23 protein-coding genes and 1 tRNA gene are annotated in these 25949 nt (G+C 71.0%); 14 read left to right on the top strand and 10 right to left on the bottom strand.

Going from position 1 to position 25949, the window contains the following annotated elements:
• Positions 1-258: 258 nt before the first annotated feature.
• The gene (locus tag M3667_RS07505) at positions 259-2940 is read left to right on the top strand and encodes an Rne/Rng family ribonuclease (RefSeq protein WP_251506939.1); all 2682 of its coding nucleotides are present in this window, start codon (positions 259-261) and stop codon (positions 2938-2940) included.
• Positions 2941-3072: 132 nt separating this feature from the next.
• Here the strand turns inward: M3667_RS07505 and M3667_RS07510 are convergent, their stop codons facing one another.
• Entirely contained in the window at positions 3073-3348 is a 276-nt protein-coding gene (locus M3667_RS07510) for a DUF4031 domain-containing protein (protein WP_144833747.1), read from the bottom strand.
• Between the two features lie 212 nt (positions 3349-3560).
• Here M3667_RS07510 and rplU point away from each other — a divergent pair, with 212 nt between their 5' ends.
• From rplU to rsfS, 9 genes are all read left to right on the top strand, one after another.
• Entirely contained in the window at positions 3561-3869 is a 309-nt protein-coding gene (rplU, locus tag M3667_RS07515; RefSeq protein ID WP_138172328.1) for a 50S ribosomal protein L21, read from the top strand.
• A gap of 18 nt (positions 3870-3887) precedes the next feature.
• Positions 3888-4148 carry a 50S ribosomal protein L27 gene (gene rpmA / locus M3667_RS07520; protein ID WP_055836932.1) on the top strand — a complete coding sequence of 87 codons (261 nt, stop codon included), beginning with the start codon at positions 3888-3890 and terminating at the stop codon, positions 4146-4148.
• Between the two features lie 99 nt (positions 4149-4247).
• Positions 4248-5807 (top strand): GTPase ObgE, encoded by a 1560-nt coding sequence (gene obgE, locus M3667_RS07525; protein ID WP_230704704.1) that lies wholly within the window; start codon positions 4248-4250, stop codon positions 5805-5807.
• Entirely contained in the window at positions 5804-6640 is an 837-nt protein-coding gene (gene proB / locus M3667_RS07530; protein ID WP_251506942.1) for a glutamate 5-kinase, read from the top strand. The genes obgE and proB overlap by 4 nt, the downstream gene beginning before the upstream one ends.
• 4 nt (positions 6641-6644) lie before the next feature.
• Positions 6645-7904 (top strand): glutamate-5-semialdehyde dehydrogenase, encoded by a 1260-nt coding sequence (locus M3667_RS07535; protein ID WP_251506946.1) that lies wholly within the window; start codon positions 6645-6647, stop codon positions 7902-7904.
• A gap of 50 nt (positions 7905-7954) precedes the next feature.
• Positions 7955-8182, top strand: coding sequence for a hypothetical protein (locus M3667_RS07540; protein ID WP_251506950.1), 228 nt, complete (start codon positions 7955-7957; stop codon positions 8180-8182).
• A gap of 10 nt (positions 8183-8192) precedes the next feature.
• Positions 8193-8789, top strand: coding sequence for a nicotinate-nucleotide adenylyltransferase (gene nadD / locus M3667_RS07545; protein WP_251506953.1), 597 nt, complete (start codon positions 8193-8195; stop codon positions 8787-8789).
• Positions 8786-9949 carry a hypothetical protein gene (locus M3667_RS07550; protein WP_251506957.1) on the top strand — a complete coding sequence of 388 codons (1164 nt, stop codon included), beginning with the start codon at positions 8786-8788 and terminating at the stop codon, positions 9947-9949. The genes nadD and M3667_RS07550 overlap by 4 nt, the downstream gene beginning before the upstream one ends.
• Entirely contained in the window at positions 9946-10326 is a 381-nt protein-coding gene (gene rsfS, locus M3667_RS07555; protein ID WP_251506959.1) for a ribosome silencing factor, read from the top strand. The genes M3667_RS07550 and rsfS overlap by 4 nt, the downstream gene beginning before the upstream one ends.
• Positions 10327-10388: 62 nt before the next feature.
• Here the strand turns inward: rsfS and M3667_RS07560 are convergent, their stop codons facing one another.
• The 3 genes from M3667_RS07560 to M3667_RS07570 are packed head-to-tail and all read right to left on the bottom strand — an operon-like array spanning position 10389 to position 13365.
• Positions 10389-11327 (bottom strand): TAXI family TRAP transporter solute-binding subunit, encoded by a 939-nt coding sequence (locus M3667_RS07560; protein ID WP_251506962.1) that lies wholly within the window; start codon positions 11325-11327, stop codon positions 10389-10391.
• A complete protein-coding gene (locus M3667_RS07565; RefSeq protein ID WP_251506965.1) occupies positions 11324-12712 on the bottom strand; it encodes a HAMP domain-containing sensor histidine kinase in 1389 nt (462 codons plus the stop codon). The genes M3667_RS07560 and M3667_RS07565 overlap by 4 nt, the downstream gene beginning before the upstream one ends.
• Positions 12709-13365, bottom strand: coding sequence for a response regulator transcription factor (locus M3667_RS07570; protein WP_251506967.1), 657 nt, complete (start codon positions 13363-13365; stop codon positions 12709-12711). Before M3667_RS07570 ends, M3667_RS07565 begins: the two co-directional genes overlap by 4 nt.
• 187 nt (positions 13366-13552) lie before the next feature.
• Between M3667_RS07570 and M3667_RS07575 the strand changes: the two genes are divergently transcribed.
• Entirely contained in the window at positions 13553-14917 is a 1365-nt protein-coding gene (locus M3667_RS07575) for an MFS transporter (protein WP_251506970.1), read from the top strand.
• A gap of 799 nt (positions 14918-15716) precedes the next feature.
• Here M3667_RS07575 and M3667_RS07580 read toward each other — a convergent pair.
• The 5 genes from M3667_RS07580 to M3667_RS07600 form a co-directional block, all read right to left on the bottom strand.
• Positions 15717-15789, bottom strand: a tRNA-Ala gene (locus M3667_RS07580).
• Between the two features lie 40 nt (positions 15790-15829).
• The gene (locus M3667_RS07585) at positions 15830-16738 is read right to left on the bottom strand and encodes a 3-methyladenine DNA glycosylase (RefSeq protein WP_251506974.1); all 909 of its coding nucleotides are present in this window, start codon (positions 16736-16738) and stop codon (positions 15830-15832) included.
• Entirely contained in the window at positions 16735-17445 is a 711-nt protein-coding gene (locus M3667_RS07590; RefSeq protein WP_144833725.1) for an SOS response-associated peptidase, read from the bottom strand. The genes M3667_RS07585 and M3667_RS07590 overlap by 4 nt, the downstream gene beginning before the upstream one ends.
• Before the next feature lie 851 nt (positions 17446-18296).
• Complete coding sequence (locus tag M3667_RS07595; protein WP_251506976.1) at positions 18297-19328, bottom strand: App1 family protein; 1032 nt, start codon at positions 19326-19328, stop codon at positions 18297-18299.
• 5 nt (positions 19329-19333) lie between these two features.
• On the bottom strand, positions 19334-20014 hold the full coding sequence (locus tag M3667_RS07600) for a DedA family protein (RefSeq protein WP_251506979.1): 681 nt from the start codon (positions 20012-20014) through the stop codon (positions 19334-19336).
• 42 nt (positions 20015-20056) lie between these two features.
• Between M3667_RS07600 and M3667_RS07605 the strand changes: the two genes are divergently transcribed.
• Both M3667_RS07605 and leuS read left to right on the top strand, forming a co-directional pair.
• Positions 20057-21295, top strand: a complete 1239-nt coding sequence (locus M3667_RS07605; RefSeq protein ID WP_251506982.1) for an anthranilate synthase component I family protein — start codon at positions 20057-20059, stop codon at positions 21293-21295.
• A 66-nt stretch (positions 21296-21361) separates the two neighbouring features.
• Complete coding sequence (gene leuS / locus M3667_RS07610) at positions 21362-23935, top strand: leucine--tRNA ligase (protein ID WP_251506984.1); 2574 nt, start codon at positions 21362-21364, stop codon at positions 23933-23935.
• Positions 23936-24060: 125 nt separating this feature from the next.
• On the opposite strand, the gene M3667_RS07615 is transcribed toward leuS, so the two are convergent.
• Positions 24061-24561 (bottom strand): DUF2087 domain-containing protein, encoded by a 501-nt coding sequence (locus tag M3667_RS07615; protein WP_251506987.1) that lies wholly within the window; start codon positions 24559-24561, stop codon positions 24061-24063.
• Positions 24562-24667: 106 nt separating this feature from the next.
• Here M3667_RS07615 and M3667_RS07620 point away from each other — a divergent pair, with 106 nt between their 5' ends.
• Entirely contained in the window at positions 24668-25285 is a 618-nt protein-coding gene (locus M3667_RS07620; protein ID WP_251506990.1) for a helix-hairpin-helix domain-containing protein, read from the top strand.
• Positions 25286-25949 lie beyond the last annotated feature (664 nt).

A 25949-nucleotide genomic window follows, 5' to 3' on the forward strand; every position in this document is an offset into this window, starting at 1 on the left:
GGCCGTCGCGACGCGCCCGCGAGACCGGCGGAACGCTTCTCGTGGGCGAACGCGGCGGTTCGTGCGATAATGAAGGCTGATGTGACCGCGGCCGCGCCGCAGGAACATCACCCAGAAGACTTCGGGCGATGACCGCCCTTCGCAGCACGAGCCGCAGGCCGGCTGCAGACCGAGTGAGTTCGCGGCCCCGCCGGGTGCGGCGCCGCATGAGATTTCGTCGGGCGACGCGCGGTGTCGCCCGCCAGGGAGTACCTCCGCATGGCTGATGTGACCGACGATCAGAACCCCACCGACGACACGCCTGCCACGTCCGCGTCCGACGTGACCGCCCCCGATCTCGCGGCCCCTGCGGTCGACGAAGAAGAGGCCGCGGTTCAGGATGCCGAAGACGCGGCGTCGACCGACACCGAGGCCCCCGCGGTGCTCGACGAGGCCGCCGCGGCGTCCGAGGGTGACGCGAGTGCGCCCGACGCGGCATCCGAAGCTCCCTCCAACGAGGCGCCCGCCGAGGCTCCGGTCGACGAGTCGCCCGCCGAGGCTCCGGTCGACGAGTCGCCCGCCGAGGCTCCGGTCGACGAGTCGCCCGCCGAGGAAGCGGCCGCCGAGGCGTCCTCCGCCGACGCTCCGGTCGAAGCCCCCGCCGAGGCTGCGGCCGACGAGGCGACTCCGGCTGCCACCACCGAGCCCGCCGCACCCGAGGCTGACGCGACGGCCGAGGCGCCGGCATCCGCCCCCGAGCCCACGGCCCCCGCCGAGCCCGAGAAGCCCGCGCGCCCGACCGCCGTCTCGCTCGGTCTGCTCCCCGAGAACTTCGTCTCGGCCGTCTCGACGGCCCTGCACTTCTACGCCCCCGAGCTGCCGCCGCTTCCCGTGCGCGACGACCCGTGGGACCGCGACGACCGCGACGACGACGCCCCCGCCGAGCGCGGCTCCGCCAACGCGCGTCGCCGCAACCGCCGCCGCGGGGGAGTGGGCACCGGCTCCGACGAGGTCGTAGAGGCTCCGGCGCCCCCCGTGCGCCAGCGCGCGGTCGAGGTCATCACCGAACCGCAGCGCATCAAGGGCTCCACGCGCCTCGAAGCCAAGAAGCAGCGTCGCCGCGACGGTCGCGAGGCCGGTCGCCGTCGCCCCGTCGTGACCGAGGCCGAGTTCCTCGCCCGCCGCGAGGCCGTCGACCGCGTCATGGTCGTGCGCTCGAAGGCCGGTCGCATCCAGATCGCCGTGCTCGAAGACAACGTGCTCGTCGAGCACTACGTCGCGCGCAACCAGGACGCCTCGCTCATCGGCAACGTGTACCTCGGGCGCGTGCAGAACGTGCTGCCGAGCATGGAGGCCGCGTTCGTCGACATCGGTCGCGGCCGCAACGCCGTGCTGTACTCCGGCGAGGTCGACTGGGACGGCGTCGAGACCAACAACCAGCCGCGTCGCATCGAGCTCGCCCTCAAGTCGGGCGACCGTGTGCTCGTGCAGGTCACCAAGGACCCCGTCGGCCACAAGGGTGCCCGCCTGACGAGCCAGATCTCGCTGCCCGGCCGCTACCTGGTCTACGTGCCCAACGGCACGATGAACGGCATCTCGCGCAAGCTCCCCGACACTGAGCGCGCACGCCTGAAGAAGATCCTCAAGGAGGTGCTCCCCGAGTCGTCGGGCGTGATCGTGCGCACCGCCGCCGAGGGCGCCACCGAGGAGCAGCTGACTCTCGACGTCCAGCGCCTCACCGCGCAGTGGGAGCACGTCTCGAGCCAGATCAAGACCATCCAGGCCCCCGCCCTGTTGCACTCCGAGCCCGACCTGCTGGTCAAGATCGTCCGCGACGTCTTCAACGAGGACTTCACGCGCATGCTCATCCAGGGCGACGAGGCGCTGCAGACGATCTCGTCGTACCTGCAGGGCGTCGCCCCCGACCTGCTCGAGCGGGTCGAGAAGTACGAGGGCGAGCAGGACCCGTTCGACGCGTTCCGCGTGACCGAGCAGATCGAGAAGGCCCTCGACCGCAAGGTCTGGCTGCCCTCGGGCGGCTCGCTGGTGATCGACCGCACCGAGGCCATGACCGTCGTCGACGTCAACACCGGCAAGTTCGTCGGCTCGGGTGGAAACCTCGAAGAGACCGTCACCAAGAACAACCTCGAAGCGGCCGAAGAGATCGTTCGCCAGCTGCGCCTGCGCGACATCGGCGGCATCATCGTCGTCGACTTCATCGACATGGTGCTCGAGTCGAACCGCGACCTCGTGCTGCGCCGCCTCATCGAGTGCCTGAGCCGTGACCGTACGAAGCACCAGGTCGCCGAGGTCACCTCGCTCGGTCTCGTGCAGATGACCCGCAAGAAGCTCGGCCTCGGCCTTCTCGAGACCTTCAGCGAGGCGTGCGAGGTCTGCGCCGGTCGTGGCGTCGTCGTGCACCACGATCCCGTGGTCAAGCACCGTCCCGCGGGCTCGTCCTCCAACGGCGGTGGCAACGCGAACGGCGGTTCGTCGAACCGTCGCGGCCGCGGCGGCAACGGTCCCTCGAACGGCAACAACGGAAACGGCGGGGGCAACGCTCCGGCGCAGAACACCGGTGCAGCGGCGGCCCCGGCCGGCGGCACGCACACCATCACCGAGGGCGTGAAGTCGGCGCTGGCGCAGATCGCGGCATCCACGGTCAAGCCCACCCTCGACGACCCCGCCGTGGTCGAGGCGGCGGTCGTGGCATCCGTCGAAGCCGTGCTCGAGGCCAAGAGCGACTCCGCCGCCGAGACCCCGGCCCCGGCGCGCGAGAAGCGTCCGCGCAAGAAGCGCGAGCCCAAGGCTCCCCGCACCGAGAAGGACGCCCTGCTGGAGTCCGTGCTCGAGGCGCTGCCCGAGCCCAAGGCCCCCGGTCAGGGACGCTCGCGTCGTCGCGTGACCACGGCGGCGCTGACGGGTACGCCGGTCAACGCGCAGCCGACCACCGAGGCCTGAGCCCGCTTCTCCCGTGAGGGGTCGCTTTCCGTCGCCGAGCAACGCTCAGGCGAGGAGGCGGCCCCTCACGCGCAGGAGAGGGGGCGGATGCCGAGGGGCCGGGCGGGCCGTCAGAACGCCGACAGCCGGCCGTCAGGCGCCCGGACGGCGCTCTCGTGCCGTGATCCGCAACCCCGAGGCGCGCAGACGTCGCACGAGCTCCTTACCGCCCACGTGCTCGGCTCCCGCGGCGACGAGGTCGGCGTGCCGCTCGTCGGGAACGTCGTAGTGGTCGAGGTCGAAGGCGCGGCGGGGAATGCCGGCGGCGGAGGCGAAGGCGTGCAGCTCGGCGAGATCGCTGTCGCTGACCAGGTGCGCCCACAGTCGACCGTGTGCGGGCCACTGCGGGTCGTCGATGAGGATCGCCATCCCGCGATCCTACGGTCGACACGCGGGCGGGTGCTTTTGCCGGATGCCCTCCGGTGAGCTAAACTCGACCCTTGGTGCGTCGCGTCCGCTTTGTACGAGCGAGACCCCGCTGACTTTCGTCGGCCGGATCGCACCGAGACTTGGGTCATCAGACCCTCCCGACGTCATCAGACAACCGGAGCCCCGCGGCTCCCGAACGAAACAGGTGTGAAGTGGTTTACGCAGTTGTGCGCGCCGGCGGCCGCCAGGAGAAGGTCCAGGTCGGCACCATCGTCGTGCTCGACCGCCAGAAGGCGAAGATCGGCGAGAGCATCCAGCTGCCCGCCGTCCTGTTCGTCGACGGCGACGCGGTCACGACCGACGCCGACAAGCTCGCGAAGGTCTCGGTCACGGCCGAGGTGCTCGGCGAGGAGCGCGGTCCGAAGATCGTGATCCAGAAGTTCAAGAACAAGACCGGCTACAAGAAGCGCCAGGGCCACCGTCAGGACCTCACGCGCGTCAAGATCACCGGCATCAAGTAAGAGCCAGGAGACGCAGAGATGGCACACAAAAAGGGCGCAAGCTCCACCCGTAACGGTCGTGACTCCAACGCACAGCGCCTCGGCGTGAAGCGTTTTGGTGGCCAGGTCGTTCTCGCCGGCGAGATCATCGTCCGCCAGCGCGGCACGCACTTCCACCCCGGCGCCAACGTCGGCCGTGGTGGCGACGACACGCTGTTCGCTCTGGCCCCCGGTGCGGTCCAGTTCGGCGCGAAGGGCGGCCGCAAGGTCGTCAACATCGTCACCGCTGCAGCGGAGTAATCCACAGCGCTTCGGCGCTCCAGAGGGGGTGGGCTCAGCCCGCCCCCTCTTCTCGTTTTTCACGTCGGCTTCGCCCGACCCTTCCCGGAAGGACCCGCCATGGTCACCTTCGTCGACCGCGTGACCCTGCACCTGCGTGCAGGAAAGGGCGGCAACGGCTGCGTCTCGGTGCGCCGTGAGAAGTTCAAGCCGCTGGCCGGTCCCGACGGGGGCAACGGGGGCAGCGGCGGCGACGTCGTGCTCGTCGCCGACCCGCAGACGACCACGCTGCTGTCGTACCACCACTCGCCGCACCGCTCCGCGGGCAACGGCGGGTTCGGCATGGGCGACCACCGCTCGGGCGCGCTCGGTGAAGACCAGGAGCTGCCCGTTCCACTGGGCACCGTCGTGAAGGACGTCGACGGCAACGTGCTCGTCGACATGATCACCCCCGGCATGCGCTTCGTCGCCGCTCCGGGCGGACTCGGAGGGCTCGGCAACGCGGCCCTGTCCTCGCCCAAGCGCAAAGCGCCCGGTTTCGCGCTCCTCGGAACCCCCGGCTACGAGGGCGACGTCGTCCTCGAGCTCAAGACCGTCGCCGACGTGGCCCTGGTCGGGTTCCCCTCGGCCGGCAAGTCGAGCCTCATCGCTGCCGTGTCGGCTGCACGGCCCAAGATCGCCGACTACCCGTTCACCACGCTGCACCCCAACCTCGGTGTCGTGCAGGCCGGCGACGCGCGCTTCACCATCGCCGACGTGCCCGGACTCATCGAGGGCGCGAGCGAGGGCAAGGGCCTCGGGCTCGAGTTCCTCCGCCACGTCGAGCGCTGCACGGCCCTCGTGCACGTGCTCGACTGCGCCACCCTCGACCCCGGCCGCGACCCGCTGAGCGACCTCGACATCATCCTCGCCGAGCTCGCCGCTTACCCCGTGCCCGAGGGGCAGGTGCCCCTTCTCGAGCGCCCGCAGATCATCGCCCTCAACAAGGTCGACGTTCCCGAGGCGCACGAGCTCGCCGACTTCGTGCGGCCCGACCTCGAGGCCCGCGGCTTCCGCGTGTTCGAGATCTCGACCGTCAGCCGCTCGGGCCTGCGCGAACTGACCTTCGCCCTGGGCGAGCTCGTCGAACAGCACCGCCTGGCCACGATCGCCGAGGCCCCCGCCGAGCGCGTCGTCATCCGCCCGCGCGGCGCCCAGAAGGACTTCGAGATCAAGGTCGAGGGCGGCACGTACGGTCCCGTCTACCGGATCCTGGGCGACAAGCCGGTCAAGTGGGTGCAGCAGACCGACTTCCAGAACGAAGAGGCCGTCGGCTACCTCGCCGATCGTCTCGCGCGCCTCGGCGTCGAAGACGGACTGTTCCGCGCCGGCGCGGTCGCGGGTGCGACCGTCGTCATCGGCCCCGGCGACGGCATCGTCTTCGACTGGGAGCCCACGCTCACCTCGGCCGCCGAGCTGATGACCGCTCCGCGCGGCACCGACCCGCGTCTGGTGCAGAACCCGCGACGCACCTCGTCGGAGCGTCGCGAGCAGTACCACGAGCGCATGGATGCCAAGGCCGACGCCCGCGCCGAGCTCGAGGCCGAGCGCCGCGCGGCGCGTGCCGTGGGCATCACGCCCGACGGCGACTCGGCGGAGCTGCAGGAAGCGGCATCCGGTACCGAGGACGACCAGCGGTGACCGCGTCGACGCGCGCCGACATCCCCGGCGCCGCCCGCGTCGTGGTGAAGGTCGGTTCGTCGTCGATCAGCGGTGACGGTGCGCACCGCATCGACACGATCGTCGATGCCCTCTCCCGCGCGCATGCGGCGGGGACCGAGGTCGTGCTCGTGTCGTCGGGTGCCATCGCGACCGCTCTGCCGCTGCTCGATCTGGGAGGGCGTCCGAACGACCTCGCTACGCAGCAGGCCGCCGCGGCGGTGGGGCAGAACGTGCTCATGTGGCGCTATCAGACCTCGCTCGACCGCTTCGGGCTCCTCGCGGGGCAGGTGCTGCTGACCGCGGGCGACCTCGAGAACGCCACCCACCGCTCCAACGCCCGCCGCGCGATGGAGCGCCTGCTGGGCCTCGGCATCCTGCCGATCGTCAACGAGAACGACACCGTCGCGACGCACGAGATCCGCTTCGGCGACAACGACCGCCTCGCGGCGCTGGTCGCCCAGCTGATCGGCGCCGACGCCCTGGTTCTGCTCAGCGACATCGAGACGCTCTTCACGCGTCCGCCGAGCGAAGCGGGCGCGCGTCCGATCGTCGACGTGGCCTGGGGCGACGACCTGTCGGACTTCGAGTTCGGTGCGGGCGTCGTCAACGGCGTGGGCACCGGGGGAGCGGCCACCAAGGCCTCCGCAGCCAAGCTGGCCTCCACCGCCGGCGTCGGAGTGCTGGTCACCAGCGCCGACCTCGTCGCCTCGGCCCTCGCGGGCGATCAGGTGGGCACCTGGTTCGCCCCGAACCCCGACCCGGTGACCCTGGCAACGGGCCCGGTGGGCGCTGTGGGCGCGCCGGTACACTGAGCGCATGTCCGTGATCGCCGCCTCCGTCGACGAGCGCCTGCGTCTGGCCAAAGACGCCGCGCGCGAGATCGGGCTGCTCGACTCCGCGCGCAAGACCGCGTTGCTGCGCGCCGTCGCCGACGCCGTCGAGGCGGCCACCGACGAGATCGTCGCCGCGAACGCCGAAGACCTCGAGCGAGGGCGGGCGGATGCCATCGGCGAGGCCCTCCTCGACCGCCTGCGCCTCGACGCGGGGCGCGTGGCCGCCCTCGCCGCGGCGGTGCGCGACGTCGCCGACCTGCCCGACCCCGTCGGACGCGTGCTCGACACCCGCACCCTGCCCAACGGCCTCGCGTTGCAGAAGGTCGCGGTGCCGTTCGGCGTCGTCGGCTCGATCTACGAGGCGCGTCCCAACGTCACGGTCGACATCGCCTCCCTCGCCCTGCGCTCCGGCAACGCCGTGGTGCTGCGCGGGGGCTCGGCAGCCCAGAGCAGCAACGCCACCCTCGTGCGCGTCATGCGTGATGCGCTGAGCGCCCAGGGGGTCGACCCCGAGACGATCCAGAGCGTCGACGACTTCGGCCGCGACGGCGCCCGCGCGCTGATGAACGCCCGCGGGCTCGTCGACGTGCTCGTGCCCCGCGGGAGCGCGGGTCTCATCGAGACCGTGGTGACCGAGTCGACGGTGCCGGTGATCGAGACCGGAGCCGGTGTCGTGCACATCGTCGTCGACGCCTCCGCGCGCGCCGACTGGGCGCGCGACATCGTGCTGAACGCCAAGACGCAGCGCCCGAGCGTGTGCAACGCCGTCGAGACGGTGCTCGTGCACCGCGACGCGGCCGACCGTCTGCTGCCCGAGCTGCTGGCATCCGTGATCGACGCCGGTGTCACCGTGCACGGCGACGAGGCCGCTCGCGCGACCGACTCGCGCGTCGTGCCGGCCACCGACGACGACTGGGCGCGCGAATACGGAACGCTCGACCTCGCCGTGCGCGTCGTCGACGACCTCGACGAGGCCCTGGCCCACATCCGCCGCTACTCGACCCAGCACACCGAATCGATCATCACCGACGACCAGAGCGCCGCCGATCGCTTCCTCGCCGAGGTCGACTCGGCCGTCGTGCTGGTGAACGCCTCGACGCGTTTCACCGACGGCGGGGAGTTCGGCTTCGGTGCCGAGGTCGGCATCTCGACCCAGAAACTCCATGCCCGCGGCCCCATGGGGCTCGCCGAACTGACGAGCACCAAGTGGCTCGGGCGCGGCGGCGGCCAGGTCCGCGCCTGACCGCCTAAAATGACAATGCGCTCTGCGCAGACACTTCGAACGGAGCACTGATGACTTTCGTGTCACTTCTCGCCCAGGTCGCCGAACAGGCCGGACACCACGAGGGCGGCAACGTGCAGGCCACGACCTTCTGGTACGGCGCCCTGGCCTTCGTGATCTTCGTCTGCCTGAGCCTGGTCACCCTGTCGTACCGCAACGTGTCGAACCGTCACGCTCACAAGGCCGAGGCGTACACGAAGAAGCACGGCACGCCCACCCCCGAGGCGCACGGCCACTGAGGCCCGCTGTATGTCGGTGACGCGCACCCCTCGGATCGGGGTCATGGGTGGGACGTTCGATCCCATCCATCACGGTCACCTGGTCGCCGCCAGCGAGGTCGCCCAGTCGTTCGATCTCGATGAAGTCGTCTTCGTCCCCACAGGTCGCCCGTGGCAGAAAGACGACGTCACCGAGAGCGAGCACCGGTACCTCATGACGGTGATCGCGACGGCGTCCAACCCGCAGTTCACCGTGAGCCGCGTCGACATCGACCGCGCGGGCCCGACGTACACGATCGACACGCTGCGCGACCTGCAAGACCAGCGGCCCGGTGCCGAGTTGTTCTTCATCACCGGCGCCGACGCGGTGGCCCAGATCCTGAGCTGGCGCAACCACCAGGAGCTGTGGGACCTCGCGCACTTCGTCGCCGTCTCGCGCCCCGGTCACGTCCTGACCACCGAGGGCCTCCCGTCGCAGAATGTGAGCCAGCTGGAGATCCCGGCGCTGTCGATCTCGTCCACCGACTGCCGCGCCCGTGTGCGCCGAGGACACCCCGTGTGGTACCTCGTGCCCGACGGCGTCGTGCAGTACATCGCGAAGCACCACCTCTACCGGAGCAAGCCATGAGCACGTCCGAGAACCCCGAGACTCCGCCCCTGACCCGTCGTCAGCTGCGTGAGCTCCGCCAGACCGGCGCGACGCCCATCATCGTCCCGCAGTCCGAGGGCGAGTCCCCGGATGCCGCGGCCGCCGAGCCCGCGGCCCCGACGACCCCCATCGACGAGGCGTCGTCGCCGCACGAGGTCATCGACGCCGTGCCCGAGGGCGACCAGCCGGCCGCGCCCGCTTCCGCGGAGGAGGCGCCCGTCGACGAGGCGCCGTCCGACGAGCCTTCGACCGATGAAGCTCCGTCCGAGGAAGCACCCTCCGTCGAGGCTGCCTCCGACAATGCCTCGCCCGACGCCGCCGACGAGCCCGCGCCCGCCGTGGCCGCCCTCGACGAGCGTCCGGCCGCTGCGGCGTTCCCCCCGGCCTTCGGCTCGCCCTTCTCCGACGAGAGCGCCGAGTTCGGCGTCTCGGGTCTGACCCGCCGTCAGGTGCGCGAGCAGGAGAAGATCCGCACGGCCGCCGTGCCGATCATCAGCTCCGACCTCGAGCGGTCGCAGCCCGCGCCTCCGGCCCCGGCTCCCCGCGCCGACGACGCGCCGGTGCTCCCCGCGATCTTCCGCCCCTCCGCTCCCGAGACCGACGAGACCGCCGTCTCCGAGCCGCAGGGCGCCGCCTCCGTCGTCAACCCGGCGCTGGGTTCCGACCTGCTCGAGGGCGTCACGCCCGACGTCACCCTGCCCGCGTCGTTCGATCAGTTGATCACGCGCGGACCAGGAGGCACGGGCGCCGTCTCAACGCCCAACGCGCTGATCCTCTCGCAAACCCCGACCGGCGTGCCGCTGGTCGGCCCGATGACCGGCACCGGCGAGATCATGATCACCGGTTCGTTCGACCTTCCCGCGGGCCTCGGCTCGGTCGGGCACGCCCCCGGCACGACCGACGGCCATGACGCCGACGCCGTGCTCCTCGACGGCGAGCTTCCGCCCGCCTCGTCGCCCACGCCGATCGCCGCGAGTGCGGCCATCAGCACCGTCAAGCAACCCGGCGAGATCATTCGCCCCCCGGCGCCCGAGAAGGGGAGCAAGCTCCTCCTCGTGCTCGTCGTCACGACGGGCATCCTCGCGCTGGGAGTGGTCGTGGCCCTCGGCCTCGCCATCACGACAGGAGTCTTCCGATGACAGCCACCGACAACGGCCGCGAGATGGCGCAGATCGCCGCCATCGCCGCCGACGCGAAGGGCGGCGACGACATCGTCGCGCTCGACGTGTCGGAGCCCCTTCCCCTCGTCGACATCTTCCTTCTCATCACCGGTCGCAACGAGCGCAACGTCGCCGCGATCGCCGACGAGATCGAAGAGAAACTCCTCGAGGCGGGCCACAAGCGCCTGCGCCGCGAGGGCCGACAGGAGTCCCGTTGGGTGCTCCTCGACTTCGGCGACCTCGTCGTGCACGTCTTCCACGAGGAGGAGCGCGTCTACTACGGCCTCGAGCGCCTCTGGAAGGACTGCCCGGTCGTTCCGATCGAGCTGCCCACGCCGGCAGGCGCCGCCGACTGAGCTGCGCGTCTTCGACGCCCTCTGCCCGCTCGGGCAGGGGGCGTTCTGGCGTGCGCCCGGGGTCAGCCGTACCGTTCGCGATAGCGCCGCTCCGCCGCCGGGTGCAGGGCGAGGGGCGCGGTGTCGATCAGGCTCGCCGGCGTCAGGTATTGGATGCCGAGGGCATCGGCCGGCACGAGCGCCGGGGCGTCGTCGATGAGCGCGTCGACGAGCGCGCGCACGAGGTCGTCGGCGAGGTCGCTGCGCGCGAGCAGCAGGTTGGCGACGCCGATCGTGGGGACCGCGCGCGGGGCGTTGTACACACCCGCCGGAATCGTCGTCGCCGCGTACACCTCGGGGTACGCGCGGGCGAGACCGTCGAGGGCAGGTGTGGTGTCGATCACCGAGATCGGCACGCGGGTCGCGAGGTCGGCGATCTGCGGGGTGGGAACACCGCCCGACCAGAACAGCGCGTCGATCGTGCCGGCCGCGAGGTCGTCCACCGCCTCGCGGAACGTGCGCTCGACGACGCGCGGCGGTGTCGCGGAACCGGCCAGCCCCGACACCTCGAGCACGCGGCGCGCAGTGGCCGCCGCCCCCGATCCCGGGGCCCCGAGAGACACCGTCCGCCCCGCGAGGTCGTCGAGGTTCCGGATGCCGCCGTCCGTGCGCACCACGCACTGCAGGTAGTTCTGGTAGACGCGCCCGATGGCCACGACGTCGGCGGCGGAATCCGCGGCCGCCGCGGAATCCACGAGCGACAGGGCGAGGTCGACGCGTCGCGCGGCGAGCAGAGCGAGGTTGTCGACGCTGCCCTCGGTGGGCACCGGCGAGATGCGCAGGCGGGTCGAGGACCTCGTGGCATCCGCCAGCAATTCGCCGAACTGCAGGTAGCTCCCGCCCGCTTCGCCGCAGCCCAGCATCAGGGGAGGAGCGGCGGCGGGAATGCATCCCGAGAGCACGGCCGTCGACCCGGCGAGCACAGCCCACGCCAGCGCCTCACGGCGCGTCAGGGCCGTCATCGGTGCTCCCAGACGAGACGCGCCGCAAGACCGCCCGCAGCGGCCCGTGAGAGGTCGAGCCGGCCGCCGGCGGCGCGCATGAGCTGCGCCACGATCGCCAGTCCCAGGCCGGTACCCGAGCGCGAGGGCTGCGCGGTGCTCCTCCAGAAACGCGTGCCCATGCGCTCGAGGTCGGCGTCGGTCAGGCGCGTGCCCGAATCCTCCACGACGAGCGCGACCCGCTCGGCATCCGGAACGAAGCTCACCCACACCTCGGCCCCGACCCCGGCGTACTTCGCGGCGTTGTCGAGCAGCACGTCGACCATCTCCTCGAGATCCGCCTGCCCGCACGGGACGGTCACGAGCGCGTCGTCGTCCGCGTGAAGGGTCAGGCCCGCGTCGGTGAGACGCCGGCTGTGCCGGTCGGCGAGACCCGCGGCCGACACCGTGCACTCGCGCACGACGCCGTCGTCGCGTGCGGCGTCGAAACCATGACTGCGCGCCGAGGCGCGGTGCTCGGCGTTCGCGAGGGTCAGCATGCGCTCGACCGTGTGCTCGAGCCGGTCGAGGTCGTCGTCGACTGCGGAGAGGTCATCGGCGGCGTCGCCCTCGCGCGGAAGACCGTCGACGCGCAGGCGGATCGCGGCGAGCGGCGTGCGCAGCTGGTGCGAGGCGTCGGCGACGAACCCGCGCTGCTGTTCGAGGCTGCTCTCGACCTCGGCCGTCATGGCGTCGAACGCCCGGCTCAGCCGGCGCAGCTCGGGCGGACCCATCGGCGGCAGGGGAGTGGGGTCGCGGTGCGCGGTGAGCGCGGCGACGGCGGAATCCAGCGCGCGCACGGGACGCAGAATCCACCGGGTCCACAACAGCGAGGCGCCCATGAGAGCGGCCAGCAACAGCAGACCGACCACGCCGACGATCGCCCAGGCCCACGTCACCTCGGCCTTGGCGGCGGTCAGGTCGACCTCGAGAACGACCACGCCCGTCGACAGGTCTCCCGCCGCGATCACCGGCACGGCCACAAGGGCAGACGACGGCGCCCACGGCGTGACCCGCGGCAGATCGAGCTGGGGGATCGCGCGCGCGGCGGCGCCGACGATGCCCGACACGCGGTCGTCGGGCACGAGCGTCCCTGCCGCAGCGACCGGCACGCCCCGGTCGTCGAGCACCATCACCGACTCGCCGTACACCGCGTGGAAGCGATCCAGGTAGGTCTGCAGCGACGCGCTCTCGTTCTGCACGAGCGCCGTGCGCGCCCGCTGCACGACCTGGTCGAGCGCGGCGCTGCGTTGCAGCGACACCTGCTGCGTGCGCGAGTCGGCGATGGACTGCGCCACCGGGATGAGCACCGCGATCACGGCGATGAGGCCGAACACCAGCAGCGGCAGGAGCACGCGCAGTCTCATCCGGCGTCCTCGAGACGATAGCCGAAGCCGCGGATGGTCGTGATCGTGACCTCGGGCACCTTCTGCCGCACCTGACCCAGATGCACGTCGAACGAGCGCGACGACGCCGCGTAGGCATCGCCCCAGACCTTGTCGAGGATGAGCCGGCGGCTCACCGCCTGTCCTGCGCGACGGGCGAGCGCGAGCAGGATGCCGAACTCGTTGGGCGTCAGCGCCACCTCGCGCCCGCCGACCTGCACGCGGTGCGCGTCCACGTCGATGTCGACGGGACCGGCGTGCACGCGCGTGGGCTCGTCGGGAGGGCTGTAGCGCCGTGTGACGGCGATGAGCCGCGCGAGCAGCTCGTGCAGGCGAACCGGCTTGACGAGGTAGTCGTCGGCGCCGAGCGACAGCGCCCGCACCGTCGAGCGCTCGTCTCCGCGGGCCGTCACCACGATCACGGGGATCGCGGTCACCTCGCGCAGCTGACGAAGCGCGTCGAGGCCGTCCATGTCTTCGAGCCCGAGGTCGAGCAGCACGACGTGGGCGTCGCGGTGGCGCAGCAGCACGTCGCTGCCGCGGGCGACGCGGGTACACGTGTGACCGGCGCGCGTGAGCGCTGAGACCAGCGCTGCGGCGACGGAGCCGTCGTCCTCGGCCACGAGTACGTGCATCGCACCATCGTAGGCAGACGCGCCCGCGGGCTGCGGTCGGGCGGGCCGGGCGGAATGTAAGGCGGATGTAAGGATTCCGGATGCCGCGTCTCCGGTCGACCACGATGGCGAAGACACCCCGCGACGCCGCCGGGATCGCGAGGCGGCGACGCGGGGTTCCAGAACCCTTCGACAGATCGGAACCACGATGTCAACGACGACAACGATCCCCACGAGCATGCGGCGGTCGATCTCGAACACGCTCAAAGGCTCCGCGGGCAACCTCGTGGAGTGGTACGACGTCTACGTCTACTCCGTGTTCGCGGTCTACTTCGAGTCGCAGTTCTTCAGCGCCGACGACAAGAACTCGACCATCTACGTGTGGGCGATCTTCGCCGTCACCTTCCTCATGCGTCCGATCGGATCGTGGTTCTTCGGACGCTTCGCCGACCGCCACGGCCGCCGCCTGTCGCTGACGGTGTCGGTGTCGCTGATGGCGTTCTGCTCGCTCGTGATCGCCCTCGCACCGACGGCTCAGGCGATCGGCGCCGGCGCCGTCGTCATCCTCGTCTTCGCGCGTCTCGTGCAGGGCTTCGCCACCGGCGGCGAGTACGGCACGAGCGCGACGTACATGTCGGAGGCCGCGATGCCCGGTCGCCGCGGCTTCCTCTCGTCGTTCCACTACGTCACCCTCGTGGGCGGTCACGTGCTCGCCCAGACCACGCTCCTCGTGATGGTGCTCACCCTCGACGATCAGGCCATCACCGAGTGGGGCTGGCGCATCGCCTTCGCGATCGGCGGCGTCGCGGCCGTGGCCGTCTTCTGGATGCGACGCACCATGGACGAGTCGCTCGAGAAGAGCGTCATCGCCGACACCAAGGCAGGCAGGACGCAGCAGCCGGGCTCGATGCGCGACCTGTTCGTCAACAACTGGCGTCCGCTGCTGCTGTGCTTCGCCGTGACCGCCGGTGGCACGGTCGCCTTCTACACCTACTCGGTGACCGGGCCCAACATCGTCAAGACGGCCTTCTCGGGTGGCGACGTCGTCACCGGAACCGTGATCAACCTGATCGCGCTGACGGCCCTCATGCTCATGCAGCCCCTCGGCGGATGGCTGTCCGACAAGGTCGGGCGCAAGACGCTGCTGGTGTTCTTCGGCGTCGGCGGCGTGATCTACACGTGGTTCCTCATCACGATGCTGCCGCAGCAGACGAACGAGTTCGCGGCGTTCGCGATCCTGCTCGGCGGCTTCGTCATCCTCACCGGATACACCTCGATCAACGCGCTCGTGAAAGCGCAGCTGTTCCCGACCCACGTGCGGGCTCTGGGCGTCGGCCTCGGCTACGCGCTGGCCAACTCGCTCTTCGGCGGCACCGCCCCGCTGCTGTACGCCGGAGCGCAGAGCACCTCGCAGGTGCCGCTGTTCATCGTCTACGTCACGGCGATCATCGCCGCCTCGCTGCTGGTGTACATCTTCGCCCTGCGCAACAAGGCGCCGAACTGGCTCGACGACGAGCTGCTCATGCGCGAGACGCAGGCAGCGAGGTCGCGCGAGACGGTGTCGTCCCGCTGACACGTCTCCGAGGGGCGCCTTCTCCTTCGAGGGGAGGCGCCCCTCGCTGTGCGCGATCCCGGCGCGAGGCCGTTGTCGCGGGATGCCGCGGTGCCCGCGCACTGCGCAACCTCAGCGATTCGCGCGATGTCCGTGGCCTCCCGCGCCTTCGGGCTGAGGTTGTGCGAACCGCTGAAGTTGTGCGGCCGGGGAGACAGATGCGCGGTGCCCCGCGCACGGCGCAACCTCAGCGATTCGCGCAAGGTCGGTGGCATCCGGCCCCCTCGCCGCGATGACCCGCGCGCGGCGCAACCTCAGCGATTCGCGCAAGGTCGGTGGCCTCCGGCGCCTTCGGGCTGAGGTTGTGCAGATTGCCGAGGTTGTGAGGAAGGGGAGGGATGCCGCGGCGCCCGCGCACGGCGCAACCTCAGCGATCCGCGCAATGTCGGTGGCATCCGGCCCCCTCGGGCTGAGGTTGTGCAGATTGCCGAGGTTGTGAGGAAGGGGAGGGATGCCGCGGCGCCCGCGCACGGCGCAACCTCAGCGATCCGCGCAACATCGGTGGCATCCGGCCCCCTCGGGCTGAGGTTGTGCAGATTGCCGAGGTTGTGAGGAAGGGGAGGGATGCCGCGGCGCCCGCGCACGGCGCAACCTCAGCGATCCGCGCAACATCGGTGGCATCCGGCCCCCTCGGGCTGAGGTTGTGCGGATCGCCGAGGTTGTGCGGTCGGGGAGGACTGCCGGATCTCGGCCAACCGGGAACGCACCGTGCCGGGGAACGAGAAAGCCCCCGCCGAAGCGGAGGCTTTCTCTCTCTGGGTGGACCTGAGGGGACTCGAACCCCTGACCCCCTGCATGCCATGCAGGTGCGCTACCAGCTGCGCCACAGGCCCGTGTTTTGTTTTCCGCCCCGTTTGAGGCAACTCCATGAGCTTACAACAGAGTTCGCGACGGCAGGAAATCCGCGCCGCCGGGCGTGTCGTCGACCCCCGTGACGACCGTCAGGATGCGGCCGCGCAGGTGCTGCCCTCGCTCGCTCAGGGTCCGCTGTCGGGAGACGTACTGCGCCTTGCCCTCGGGTGTCTCGATCGCGACCGGCTCGTAGCCCCAGGCGGTCAGGTCGTAGGGCGAGGCCTGCATATCGAGGGTGCGGATGTCGCGGGCCAGCTCGAACGCATCGAGCAGCGCATCGCCGGGAACCAGCGGCCCGAGCTTCACCGCCCACTTGTAGAGGTCCATGCCGGCGTGCAGGCACCCGGGCTGCTCGCGCTGCGGTTGATCGTCGCGCGTCAAGGGCAATCGGTTCAACGGCACGGCCTCGGGCGTGAAGAACCGGAACGCGTCGAAGTGCGTGCAGCGCAGATCGTGCGCCTCCACCACGGCGTCGGTGCCCGCGCGCCCCAGCCGCAGGGGCACCGCGTGCCGCACCTCGTCGGCGCGATAGGCCATCGCCCATTCGTGCAGGCCGAAGCAGCCGAACTGGCCCGGGCGCTCACGTGTGGCCCTTAGCAGGTTGACGATGCCGCGGTACATCGACCCCTTCTCGTCGCGGAAGCGCGCGGCATCCACCCGCACGTCCGCGCCCTCGGCGCGGTACCAGCGCCACTCGGCGCGCTCGGGAGCCTGCTCGAGCACGACGTCGGCGCCCGGATGCCACCGCCGCAGGACCGCGGGCTTGTACGAGTAGTACGTGAAGAGGAAGTCCTCGACAGGGTGCTTCTCGGCGCGGCTCGCGCGGGCGCGGTGCTCGGCGGTGAGCAGATCGGCGCGCTCGGCGTGCGCGGCCGCGGCGGTGGTCCACTCCGCGCGCGACAGCGTCGGAGCCTCGAGCAGCAGCGTCACTCCACGGGCTCGATCAGCTCGGGGGAGTCGTTGCGCACGTTGCCGACCGCTGCCGACACGACGTGGTCGTCGAGCGTCTCGGCGACGTCGGGAGCGGCGTCGATCGCGGCATCGAGGATGTCGCCGACGTTCTCGGTGGTCGGGTCGAGCCAGAAGTCGGCGAAGTCGGGGTCCATGAACAGCGGCATGCGGTCGTGGATCGACCCCAGACGCCCGATCGCGTCACGCGTGAGGATCGTGCAGCTGAGCACCCAACGGGCGGGGTCGTCGTCGGCGCGCGCGGGGTCTTTCCACCACTCGTACAGGCCGGCGAAGAACATCGGCGACCCGTCGGCGGGGTGGATGTAGTGCGGCGTCTTGCCCGCCTCTGTCGTCTTCCACTCGTAGTACCCGGATGCCGGGATGATGGCCCGTCGCTTGATCAGCGCGTTGCGGAACATGGGCTTGTCTTCGACCTCTTCGCTGCGCGCATTGAACGCGCGCGCGCCGATCTTGACGTCTTTGGCCCACCCGGGGACGAGGCCCCAGCGCGCGACCTCGAGGCGCCGCACCGGGGGCTCGCTCTTGATCGAGTCGAGCACGATGCCGACCTGGGAGGTCGGGGCGATGTTGTAGGAGGGCTGGGGCAGCTCATCGGCCTCGACGTCTACGCGGAGCACCCCCACGAGCTCGCTGGCCACATTGGCTACGACGAATCGACCGCACATGCCTCCACCGTACGCGCCACCTCCGACATCGGGCCGCGCGCGCACGTCGGGCGGTCGCGCAGCCTCAGCGATCCGCACATCCTCAGTCGCAAGACGCCGGATGCCACCGACTTCGCGCGGATCGCTGAAGATACGCAGGGCGCCGGGGTCGCGGCATCCGGGATCAGGCGTCGCGCAGCCTCAGCGATCCGCACAACCTCAGTCGCAAGACGCCGGATGCCACCGACTTCGCGCGAATCGCTGAAGATACGTAGGGCGCCGGGCCCGCGGCATCCGCACACGCGTCGCGCAGCCTCAGTGATCTGCACAACCTCAGTCGCAAGGCACCGGATGCCACCGACTGCGCGCGAATCGCTGAAGATACGCGGGGCGCCGGGCCCGCGGCATCCGGAATCAGACGTCACGCAGCCTCAGCGATCCGCACAACCTCAGTCGCTGGGCACCGGAAGCCGCTGACATTGCGCGAATCGCTGAAGATACGCAGGGCGCCGGGGTCGCGGCATCCGGGATCAGGCGTCGCGCAGCCTCAGCGATCCGCAGATCCTCAGTCGCAGGACGCCGGATGCCACCGACTTCGCGCGGATCGCTGAGGATACGCAGGGCGCCGGGGTCGCGGCATCCGGAATCACGCGTCGCGCAGCCTCAGTGATCCGCACATCCTCAGTCGCAGGGCACCGGATGCCACTGACATTGCGCGAATCGCGGAAGATCCGCGAACGGCCGCGGCATCCGGAATCACGCGTCGCGCAGCCTCAGTGATTCGCACATCCTCAGTCGCAGGGCACCGGATGCCACCGACATTGCGCGAATCGCTGAGGATACGCAGGGCGCCGGGCCCGCAGCATCCGGGATCACGCGTCGCGCGAGATGACGCCCGTGTTCTGCAGGCGGTCCAGCAGGCCCGCGCCGTCGGACTCGCTCACCCACGGCACCTCGGCCGCGGAGTGATCGTCGACGACGGTGCGGCCACCGGCCAGCACGGCCTCGGCCGGCAGGAGCTTGCGGATCGCGACGGCCGCGACGTTGTCGGGGTGCTCGATCGCGAAGCCGGTGTAGATGGCGTCGTCGTGCTGACCGTCGTCGCCCACCAGCAGCCACTTCACCTGCGGGAACTCCGACGCCAGGCGGCGCAGGTTCTGCTCCTTGTGGTCGCGTCCGCTGCGGAACCACCGGTCGTGCGTGGGGCCCCAGTCGGTCAGCAGGAACGACCCAGCCGGGAAAAGGTGGCGGCGCATGAAGCGCGTGAGGGTCGGGGCGACGTTCCACGCACCGGTCGACAGGTAGATGATCGGGGTCCCGGGATGCTCCCGCGTCAGTCGCTCGAGCAGCACGGCCATGCCGGGAACGGGCTGGCGCGCGTGCTCGTCGACCACGAAGGAGTTCCACGCGGCGAGCAGCGGGCGGGGGAGCAGCGTGACCATGACGGTGTCGTCGATGTCGCTGACCACGCCGAAGCGCACGTCGGAGCCGACGATGAACACGCGCGTCTCGGTGGGCTCGCTGCCCTCGACCGACATCGTGATGCTCTGCCACCCGGGCTTGAGCTTCGCGGGGAGCTTGGCGTCGATGACCCCGCCGCGATCGGCGGGCACGTTGTGCTCGACGCCGTCGATCGTCACGGTCACGTGCGCGAAGCCGACCGGAACGGCGGCGAAGCTGCGCCATCCGCGCAGGCTCTCGACGTCGCCGCTCGAGGTGCGGCGGGCCGGCGGGGCGATCAGCACGCGGCCGAGAACGCGCACCCATTCCTCGGTGCCGTACCCCGGGAAGCCGGTGACGCCGGGGCGCAGGCCCCGCGCGCGGGCGCGGCGTTCGCGCCACCGGTGGAACCGGCGCTCGAGTCGGGCGAACCAGAGCACTTTGGCGCGAGGAGAGCGAGGCATCGGCCTCAGTCTTTCACGTCGCCGTCCGCAGGTTCGAGGGTGGCGCTCTCGTCGGCGAGGTGTCGGCGCTCGACGCGCTCCAGGATCTTCTTACCCACGAACACCAGCACGAGGAACGCCGCGAGGATCCCCACGAAGATGTATCCGGCGTAGTGGATCTGATCGCTCAGCTCGCGGTAGGTGCCGGCGGCGGTCGCGGCGATCGTGACGTAGAGCCCGGCCCAGACGATGCACGCCGGGGTGGTCCAGGCGAGGAAGCGGCGGTAGCGGTAGCCGCTCATGCCGACCGTCAGCGGCACGAGCGAGTGCAGCACGGGGAGGAACCGCGAGAGGAAGATGGCGGGACCGCCGCGACGGCGGAGGTAACGGTCGGCGCGCTCCCAGTTGCGTTCGCCGAGCTTCTGGCCGAGCTTCGACGCCCGGATGCGCGGACCGAAGTAGCGGCCGAGCCAGAACCCGAGGCTCTCACCGGCCAGGGCGCCGACGACGATCGCGGCGGCGAGCACCACGCCCTCGACGGGCGACGCGACGGCGGTGCCGGCGACGATCACCATGGTGTCGCCCGGCACGATGAGTCCGACGAGCACGCTCGTCTCGAGCATGACCGCGACACCGGCGAGGATCGTGCGCAGCACGGGATCGACGTTCTGGACGACGTCGAGGAGCCACGTGAGGATCTCGTTCACCTCCGTCAGCCTAGGGCCGCGGGCTCGCCCTAGCCTGGGAGCGTGCCCGAATCCGCCCGCTCGTTCGCCCTGCGCGACTGGGTCGATCCCGAAGCGGTGTTCCTGCACCTGTTCTCCACAGCTCCGCACGCGTTCTGGCTCGACGCCGGGGTCGACGCGAGCGCGGGCTGGAGCTGGATGGGCACGGGGGTTCCCGACGCGGCCGAACACCCCCTGAGGGCGGAGGCCGCGGCATCCGGAACCGTCTCGCACGAAGCGGGAGCCTTCCGCGGCGGATGGGTCGGGTGGCGCTCCTACGAGGGCGACGACGCGTGGATGCGCGTGGACGCGATGCTCGCCTTCGACCACGCGAACCGGCGCGTGTTCGCGATCGGCGACGAGAGCCTGGCGGCGCGGGCCGCCGAGGCCCCATCGGCGGGTGCGGTGCCGACGGCGTCGGCTCGGGGCGCGGCATCCGCCCGCGTGACACCCGAGGTCTACGCCGAGCGGATCGAGGCGTGCCGCGAGCGCATCCGCCTCGGCGACGCGTACCAGCTCTGCCTCACCACGCGCTTCACCGTTCCGGGGCGCTTCGCGGCGCTGGAGGTGTTCCGCCGACTGCGCCGCGCCTCGACCTCGCACCACGCGGGCTTCGTGCGCCGCGGCGACACGGCGCTCGTGAGCGCCTCGCCCGAGCGCTTCGTCGAGGTGCGCGGGGGGCGCGTGCACACGCATCCGATCAAGGGCACGCGTCCGCGCTCGGCCGACACGACGGTCGACGTGGCACTCGCCGAGGAATTGCGGGCGGATGCCAAGGAGCAGGCCGAGAACGTCATGATCGTCGACCTGATGCGCAACGACCTGTCGCGGGTGTGCGCCCCGTCGAGCGTGGGGGTCGACCGCCTGCTCGAGGTGGAGACGTATCCGCACGTGCACCAGCTCGTGAGCGAGGTCTCGGGTGAACTGCTCCCGGGTACGACCGTGGGTGGGCTGCTCGACGCGGTCTTCCCGGCCGGCAGCATGACCGGCGCTCCCAAGCAGTCGGCGATGCAGATCCTCGCCGAACTCGAAGCCGCCCCGCGAGGGGTCTACTCCGGCGCGTTCGGCTGGATCGGCGACGACGGGGCCGCGGATCTCGCGATGGTCATCCGCAGCGTCGTGGTCGAACCGGATGCCGCCTGGGTCGGCGCCGGAGGCGGCATCACGTGGCGCTCGGTCGCGGCATCCGAAGTCGCCGAGGTGGGCATCAAGGCCCGGGCTCCGCTGGCGGCCCTGGGAGCCGAGGTTCCGCCGGGGTGGTGACCCGCGGGTCCGATAGCCTGGAGGTTGGCCCCCGTGGCCTCCCGACCTTCACGATTGGCTTCACCCGTGTCTCAGAACACCGCACCAGACCCCCGCGAGGGGGGCTTCGACACCCACGCGATCCAGGCGAAGTGGCAGCAGGCCTGGGCCGAGAAAGACCCGTTCCGCGCCGGCGGCGACGACGACACGCGCCCCCGCAAGTACGTGCTCGCGATGTTCCCCTACCCCTCGGGCGACCTGCACATGGGGCACGCCGAGAACTACCTCTACTCCGACATCGTGGCGCGCTTCTGGCGCCACCGCGGGTACAACGTGCTCAACCCCATCGGGTGGGACTCGTTCGGCCTGCCCGCCGAGAACGCCGCCATCAAGCGCGGCGCCGACCCGGTCGAGTGGACCTACGCCAACATCGCGCAGCAGAAGGAGAGCCTGAGGGACTACGGCGTCTCGTTCGACTGGAGCCGCGTGCTGCACACGAGCGACCCCGAGTACTACCGCTGGAACCAGTGGCTGTTCCAGAAGCTGTACGAGAAGGGCCTGGCCTACCGCAAGGACGCCCTCGTCAACTGGGACCCGGTCGATCAGACCGTGCTCGCGAACGAGCAGGTGCTGCCCGACGGCACGAGCGAGCGCAGCGGCGCCGTGGTGGTCAAGAAGAAGCTGACGCAGTGGTTCCTGCGCATCACCGACTACGCCGACCGCCTGCTCGACGACCTCAACCAGCTCGAGGGCTTCTGGCCGAGCAAGGTCATCCAGATGCAGCGCAACTGGATCGGCCGCTCCGTCGGCGCCGACATCGAGTTCGAGATCGAGGGCCGCGACCAGAAGATCACGGTCTTCTCCACGCGCCCCGACACCCTGCACGGCGCCACGTTCTTCGTCGTGGCCCCGGAGTCCGACCTGGCCGCCGAGCTCGCGGCATCCGCCGATCAGGGCGTGCGCGAGAGCTTCGAGGCCTACCTCGCCCAGGTGCAGCGCGCGACCGACATCGAGCGTCAGGCGACCGACCGTCCGAAGACCGGCGTGTTCCTCGGCCACTACGCGATCAACCCGGTCAACGGCGAGAAGCTGCCGATCTGGGCCGCCGACTACGTGCTGGCCGACTACGGTCACGGCGCGGTCATGGCCGTGCCCGCGCACGACCAGCGCGACCTCGACTTCGCCCGCGCGTTCGACCTGCCCGTCACAGTGGTCGTCGACACCAATGCGCCCGTCACCGGCGCGATCCCCGTGATCGAGCTCGACGCCGACGGCGTGCCGATCGACCCGCTCGGCGACCTCGACGAGCTCGACCCGGTCAAGACCGGCATCGCGCTGACCGGTGAGGGACGCCTGATCAACTCCGGCTCGCTGAACGGCCTGAGCAAGCGCCACGCGATCACCCGCATGATCGAAGAGCTCGAGGCGAAGGGCGTCGGCCGCGCGGCCAAGACCTACCGCCTGCGCGACTGGCTCATCTCGCGCCAGCGCTACTGGGGCACGCCCATCCCGATGCTGCACGGGGAAGACGGCTCGATCACGCCGGTCCCCGCCGACCAGCTGCCGGTCACGCTGCCCTCGGTCGAGGGTCTCGACCTGAAGCCGAAGGGCACCTCGCCCCTGGGCGCGGCCACCGACTGGGTGCAGGTCACCGACCCCGAGACGGGCCAGACGTTGCTGCGCGACCCCGACACGATGGACACCTTCGTCGACAGCTCGTGGTACTACCTGCGCTTCCTCTCGCCGAACAGCGAGACCGAGGCGTTCTCGGGCCGCGAGGCGTCGAAGTGGGGCCCCGTCGACTTCTACATCGGCGGCGTCGAGCACGCGATCCTGCACCTGCTGTACGCGCGCTTCATCACGAAGGCGCTGTTCGACATGGGCATGGTGGAGTTCACCGAGCCGTTCTCGAGCCTCATCAACCAGGGCATGGTCATCCTCGACGGCACGAAGATGTCGAAGAGCAAGGGCAACCTCGTGCTGTTCCAGGAAGAGCTCGACGCCCACGGCGCCGACGCCTTGCGCGTGGCCCTGGCCTTCGCAGGTCCCGTGGAAGACGACAAGGACTGGAACGACGTCTCGACCACGGGTGCGGCGAAGTTTCTGGCCCGTGCGCTGCGCATCGCGCACGACGTCGACAGCGAGACCGACGTGGTCTGGGCCGAGGGCGACAAGACCCTCCGCCGCGCCACGCACCGCCTGCTGGCCGATGCCGCGAACCTCATCGAGCAGACGAAGTTCAACGTCGTCGTCGCGCGCCTGATGGAGCTGGTCAACGCCACCCGCAAGGCCATCGACGGCAAGCCCGGACCGAGCGACCCCGCCGTGCGCGAGGCGGCCGAGGTCATCGCGATGACCCTCGACCTGTTCGCTCCGCACACCGCGGAGGAGATGTGGCAGACGCTCGGCTACGACGGCTTCGTGGGGCTCGCGACCTGGCGTCAGGCCGACCCGACGCTGCTCGTCGAAGACACCACGACAGCGGTCGTGCAGATCGACGGCAAGGTGCGCAGCACGCTCGAGGTCTCGGCCAAGATCGGCGCCGACGAGCTCGAGGCGATGGCCCGCGCCGACGAGAAGGTGCTCCGCGCGCTCGGCGACCGCGAGATCGTGCGCGCGGTCGTGCGTCCGCCGAAGGTCGTCAGCTTCTCGACGAAGTAGGTTTTCGTTCCGGATGCCACGTCCCCGGCGCTCTGCGGAGTGCGGGGGCGTGGCATCCGGGGTTTTCGGGGCTTCCTGTGGTTCGCCGCGCGATCCATGGGCCTCGCGCAGGGCGTGCCCGTTGCTCAGGCCGCGCGTGAATACACGTGACCGTCGCGCGAGCGGACGAGCAGGCCCGCGTCGACGAGGTAGCGACGCATCGCGGCGACGTCGTCGGCGATGCGGGCGAGACGCTCGTTGACCGTGCGCTCGTCGATGCTCTCGTCCGCGGCGATCACGCGATCGGCGACGTGGGCGAGAACGGCATCGCGGTCGGCGGCCCGTGCCGGATAGACCGCGAGCCGACCGTCGACGAAGAACCTGTCGACGCCGGTGGGTTGTGCCGCGACCGGCGCCGCCGCCAGCACCCCGGAGAACACGTCGTCCGTCGCTCGTAGGCTCCCGTCGTCGATCTGCACCACGAGTCCCGCCTTCACGAGCGTCTGCACGACCCGACGTGCGGCACCCGGCGACATCGTCGCCAACTCGGCCTCGACTCCGTCGCCGAGAACGGCGCGGGCGTAGACCCGGCGCGCGCGCTCGTCGGCGAGAGCGGAGACGACGGACCGCCAGGCGTTCGCGTTCATTCCCTCAGGCTACGGGGGCTTCTCCCCAGCGTCCGATCCCGTCCGGTTCTCCCCATCTGTCGAACCCGCCCCGCGACGCCCTCCGGCCCCTCCCTACCGTGGCAGCGTGACGGACGAGACCGAGCCCGACGAGCGGCTGCGCGCGCGCACGCGCCTCGGGATCGGCGGGGTCATCGTGCTGGTACTGCTCGCGTTCGCCGTGACCATCGCGATCGGCATGCTCCGCGGAGCGACCGGAGCCGAGGTGGTCGCTCCCGTGCCGTCGTCAACGGCGGCGTCGATGCTCCCCGCGGAGGCCGGGCTCTACGTCCACGTCGCCGGCGCGGTGCGGAAGCCGGGGCTCTACCGCCTCGACGCGGGAGACCGTGTGGCCGACGCAATCGCCCGCGCGGGCGGCTTCTCAGAGGAGGCTGCGCGCGACGGGGTGAACCTCGCTCGCCCGGTCGCCGACGGCGAGCAGATCGTGGTGCCCGTGATCGGGGCCGAGACCGCCTCGCCGGCGGCGGACGGCTCGGGCGGGGGCGCGGCCGGAGGCCCACTCGACCTCAACACGGCCACCCGCGATCAACTCGACACCCTCCCGCGCGTGGGCCCGGCGATCGCGGATCGCATCATCGCGTGGCGCGAGCAGAACGGACGCTTCACCAGCATCGACGATCTGCTGTCGGTGCCCGGGATCGGGCAGAAGATGCTCGACGGCATCCGCGACCTGGTGCGCGTATGAGTGCGCGGCGGGCGCTGCGACGGCGGGCGCTCCGCTCGGTCACGGTGGCCGCCCTGACCTGGGTCGCCGCCGGGGTGGCGGTGGGCGTTCCGGATGCCGCCGCGCTCGCTCTCGCGCTCGCCACAGGCGCGCTCGTCGCCACAGGCGTCTTCGTGTGGCGGCGGCGGGCCGTCGTCGGCGTGGTGGCCGTGGCCCTCGCCTGCGCGGGGGCTTCGGCAGGGGCCGTGACATCCGTTGCGCCCGTACGCGACCAGGTCGCTGCCCTGCAGACCGAGGGCGGGCGGCAGCTCGAGCTCGACGTCACCGTCGCGGGACGCATCGACGGCACTCCCGACGGGGGAGCGTGGTTCGACGCGATCGCCTCGACGGTGCGCGCCGGGCCCGTCGCGCTGAGCGGAGGCGTGCCCGTGCGCGTCATGGTCGACGCCGAGGGACGTGCAGCGCTCGCGGGCACCGGGATGGGGGGAGAGGTCGGCATCGTCGGGCGCGGCGTCGCGGCCGACCCCGCGGAACGGGCGGTGCTCGTGGTGCGCGCGAGCGAGACGCACGACGTGCGGCCTCCGGAAGGGGTGTGGGCCTTGTTCGAGGGGCTTCGAGACGGGCTGGTCGCCTCGACGCGCGGACTGCCGCAGCCCGGCGCGGGTCTGGTGCCGGGTCTCGCCGT

The organism is Microbacterium sp. P26 (assembly GCF_023712585.1).
GTDB lineage: Bacteria > Actinomycetota > Actinomycetes > Actinomycetales > Microbacteriaceae > Microbacterium > Microbacterium algihabitans_A.

Bases quoted from the DNA above. Each gene is read 5' to 3' on its own strand.
- M3667_RS07505 (WP_251506939.1), top strand. From the start codon at position 259: ATGGCTGATGTGACCGACGATCAGAACCCCACCGACGACACGCCTGCC.
- M3667_RS07510 (WP_144833747.1), bottom strand. From the start codon at position 3,348: ATGGCGATCCTCATCGACGACCCGCAGTGGCCCGCACACGGTCGACTG.
- rpmA (WP_055836932.1), top strand. From the start codon at position 3,888: ATGGCACACAAAAAGGGCGCAAGCTCCACCCGTAACGGTCGTGACTCC.
- obgE (WP_230704704.1), top strand. From the start codon at position 4,248: ATGGTCACCTTCGTCGACCGCGTGACCCTGCACCTGCGTGCAGGAAAG.
- M3667_RS07535 (WP_251506946.1), top strand. From the start codon at position 6,645: ATGTCCGTGATCGCCGCCTCCGTCGACGAGCGCCTGCGTCTGGCCAAA.
- M3667_RS07540 (WP_251506950.1), top strand. From the start codon at position 7,955: ATGACTTTCGTGTCACTTCTCGCCCAGGTCGCCGAACAGGCCGGACAC.
- nadD (WP_251506953.1), top strand. From the start codon at position 8,193: ATGTCGGTGACGCGCACCCCTCGGATCGGGGTCATGGGTGGGACGTTC.
- M3667_RS07550 (WP_251506957.1), top strand. From the start codon at position 8,786: ATGAGCACGTCCGAGAACCCCGAGACTCCGCCCCTGACCCGTCGTCAG.
- rsfS (WP_251506959.1), top strand. From the start codon at position 9,946: ATGACAGCCACCGACAACGGCCGCGAGATGGCGCAGATCGCCGCCATC.
- M3667_RS07560 (WP_251506962.1), bottom strand. From the start codon at position 11,327: ATGACGGCCCTGACGCGCCGTGAGGCGCTGGCGTGGGCTGTGCTCGCC.
- M3667_RS07565 (WP_251506965.1), bottom strand. From the start codon at position 12,712: ATGAGACTGCGCGTGCTCCTGCCGCTGCTGGTGTTCGGCCTCATCGCC.
- M3667_RS07570 (WP_251506967.1), bottom strand. From the start codon at position 13,365: ATGCACGTACTCGTGGCCGAGGACGACGGCTCCGTCGCCGCAGCGCTG.
- M3667_RS07575 (WP_251506970.1), top strand. From the start codon at position 13,553: ATGTCAACGACGACAACGATCCCCACGAGCATGCGGCGGTCGATCTCG.
- M3667_RS07590 (WP_144833725.1), bottom strand. From the start codon at position 17,445: ATGTGCGGTCGATTCGTCGTAGCCAATGTGGCCAGCGAGCTCGTGGGG.
- M3667_RS07595 (WP_251506976.1), bottom strand. From the start codon at position 19,328: ATGCCTCGCTCTCCTCGCGCCAAAGTGCTCTGGTTCGCCCGACTCGAG.
- M3667_RS07615 (WP_251506987.1), bottom strand. From the start codon at position 24,561: ATGAACGCGAACGCCTGGCGGTCCGTCGTCTCCGCTCTCGCCGACGAG.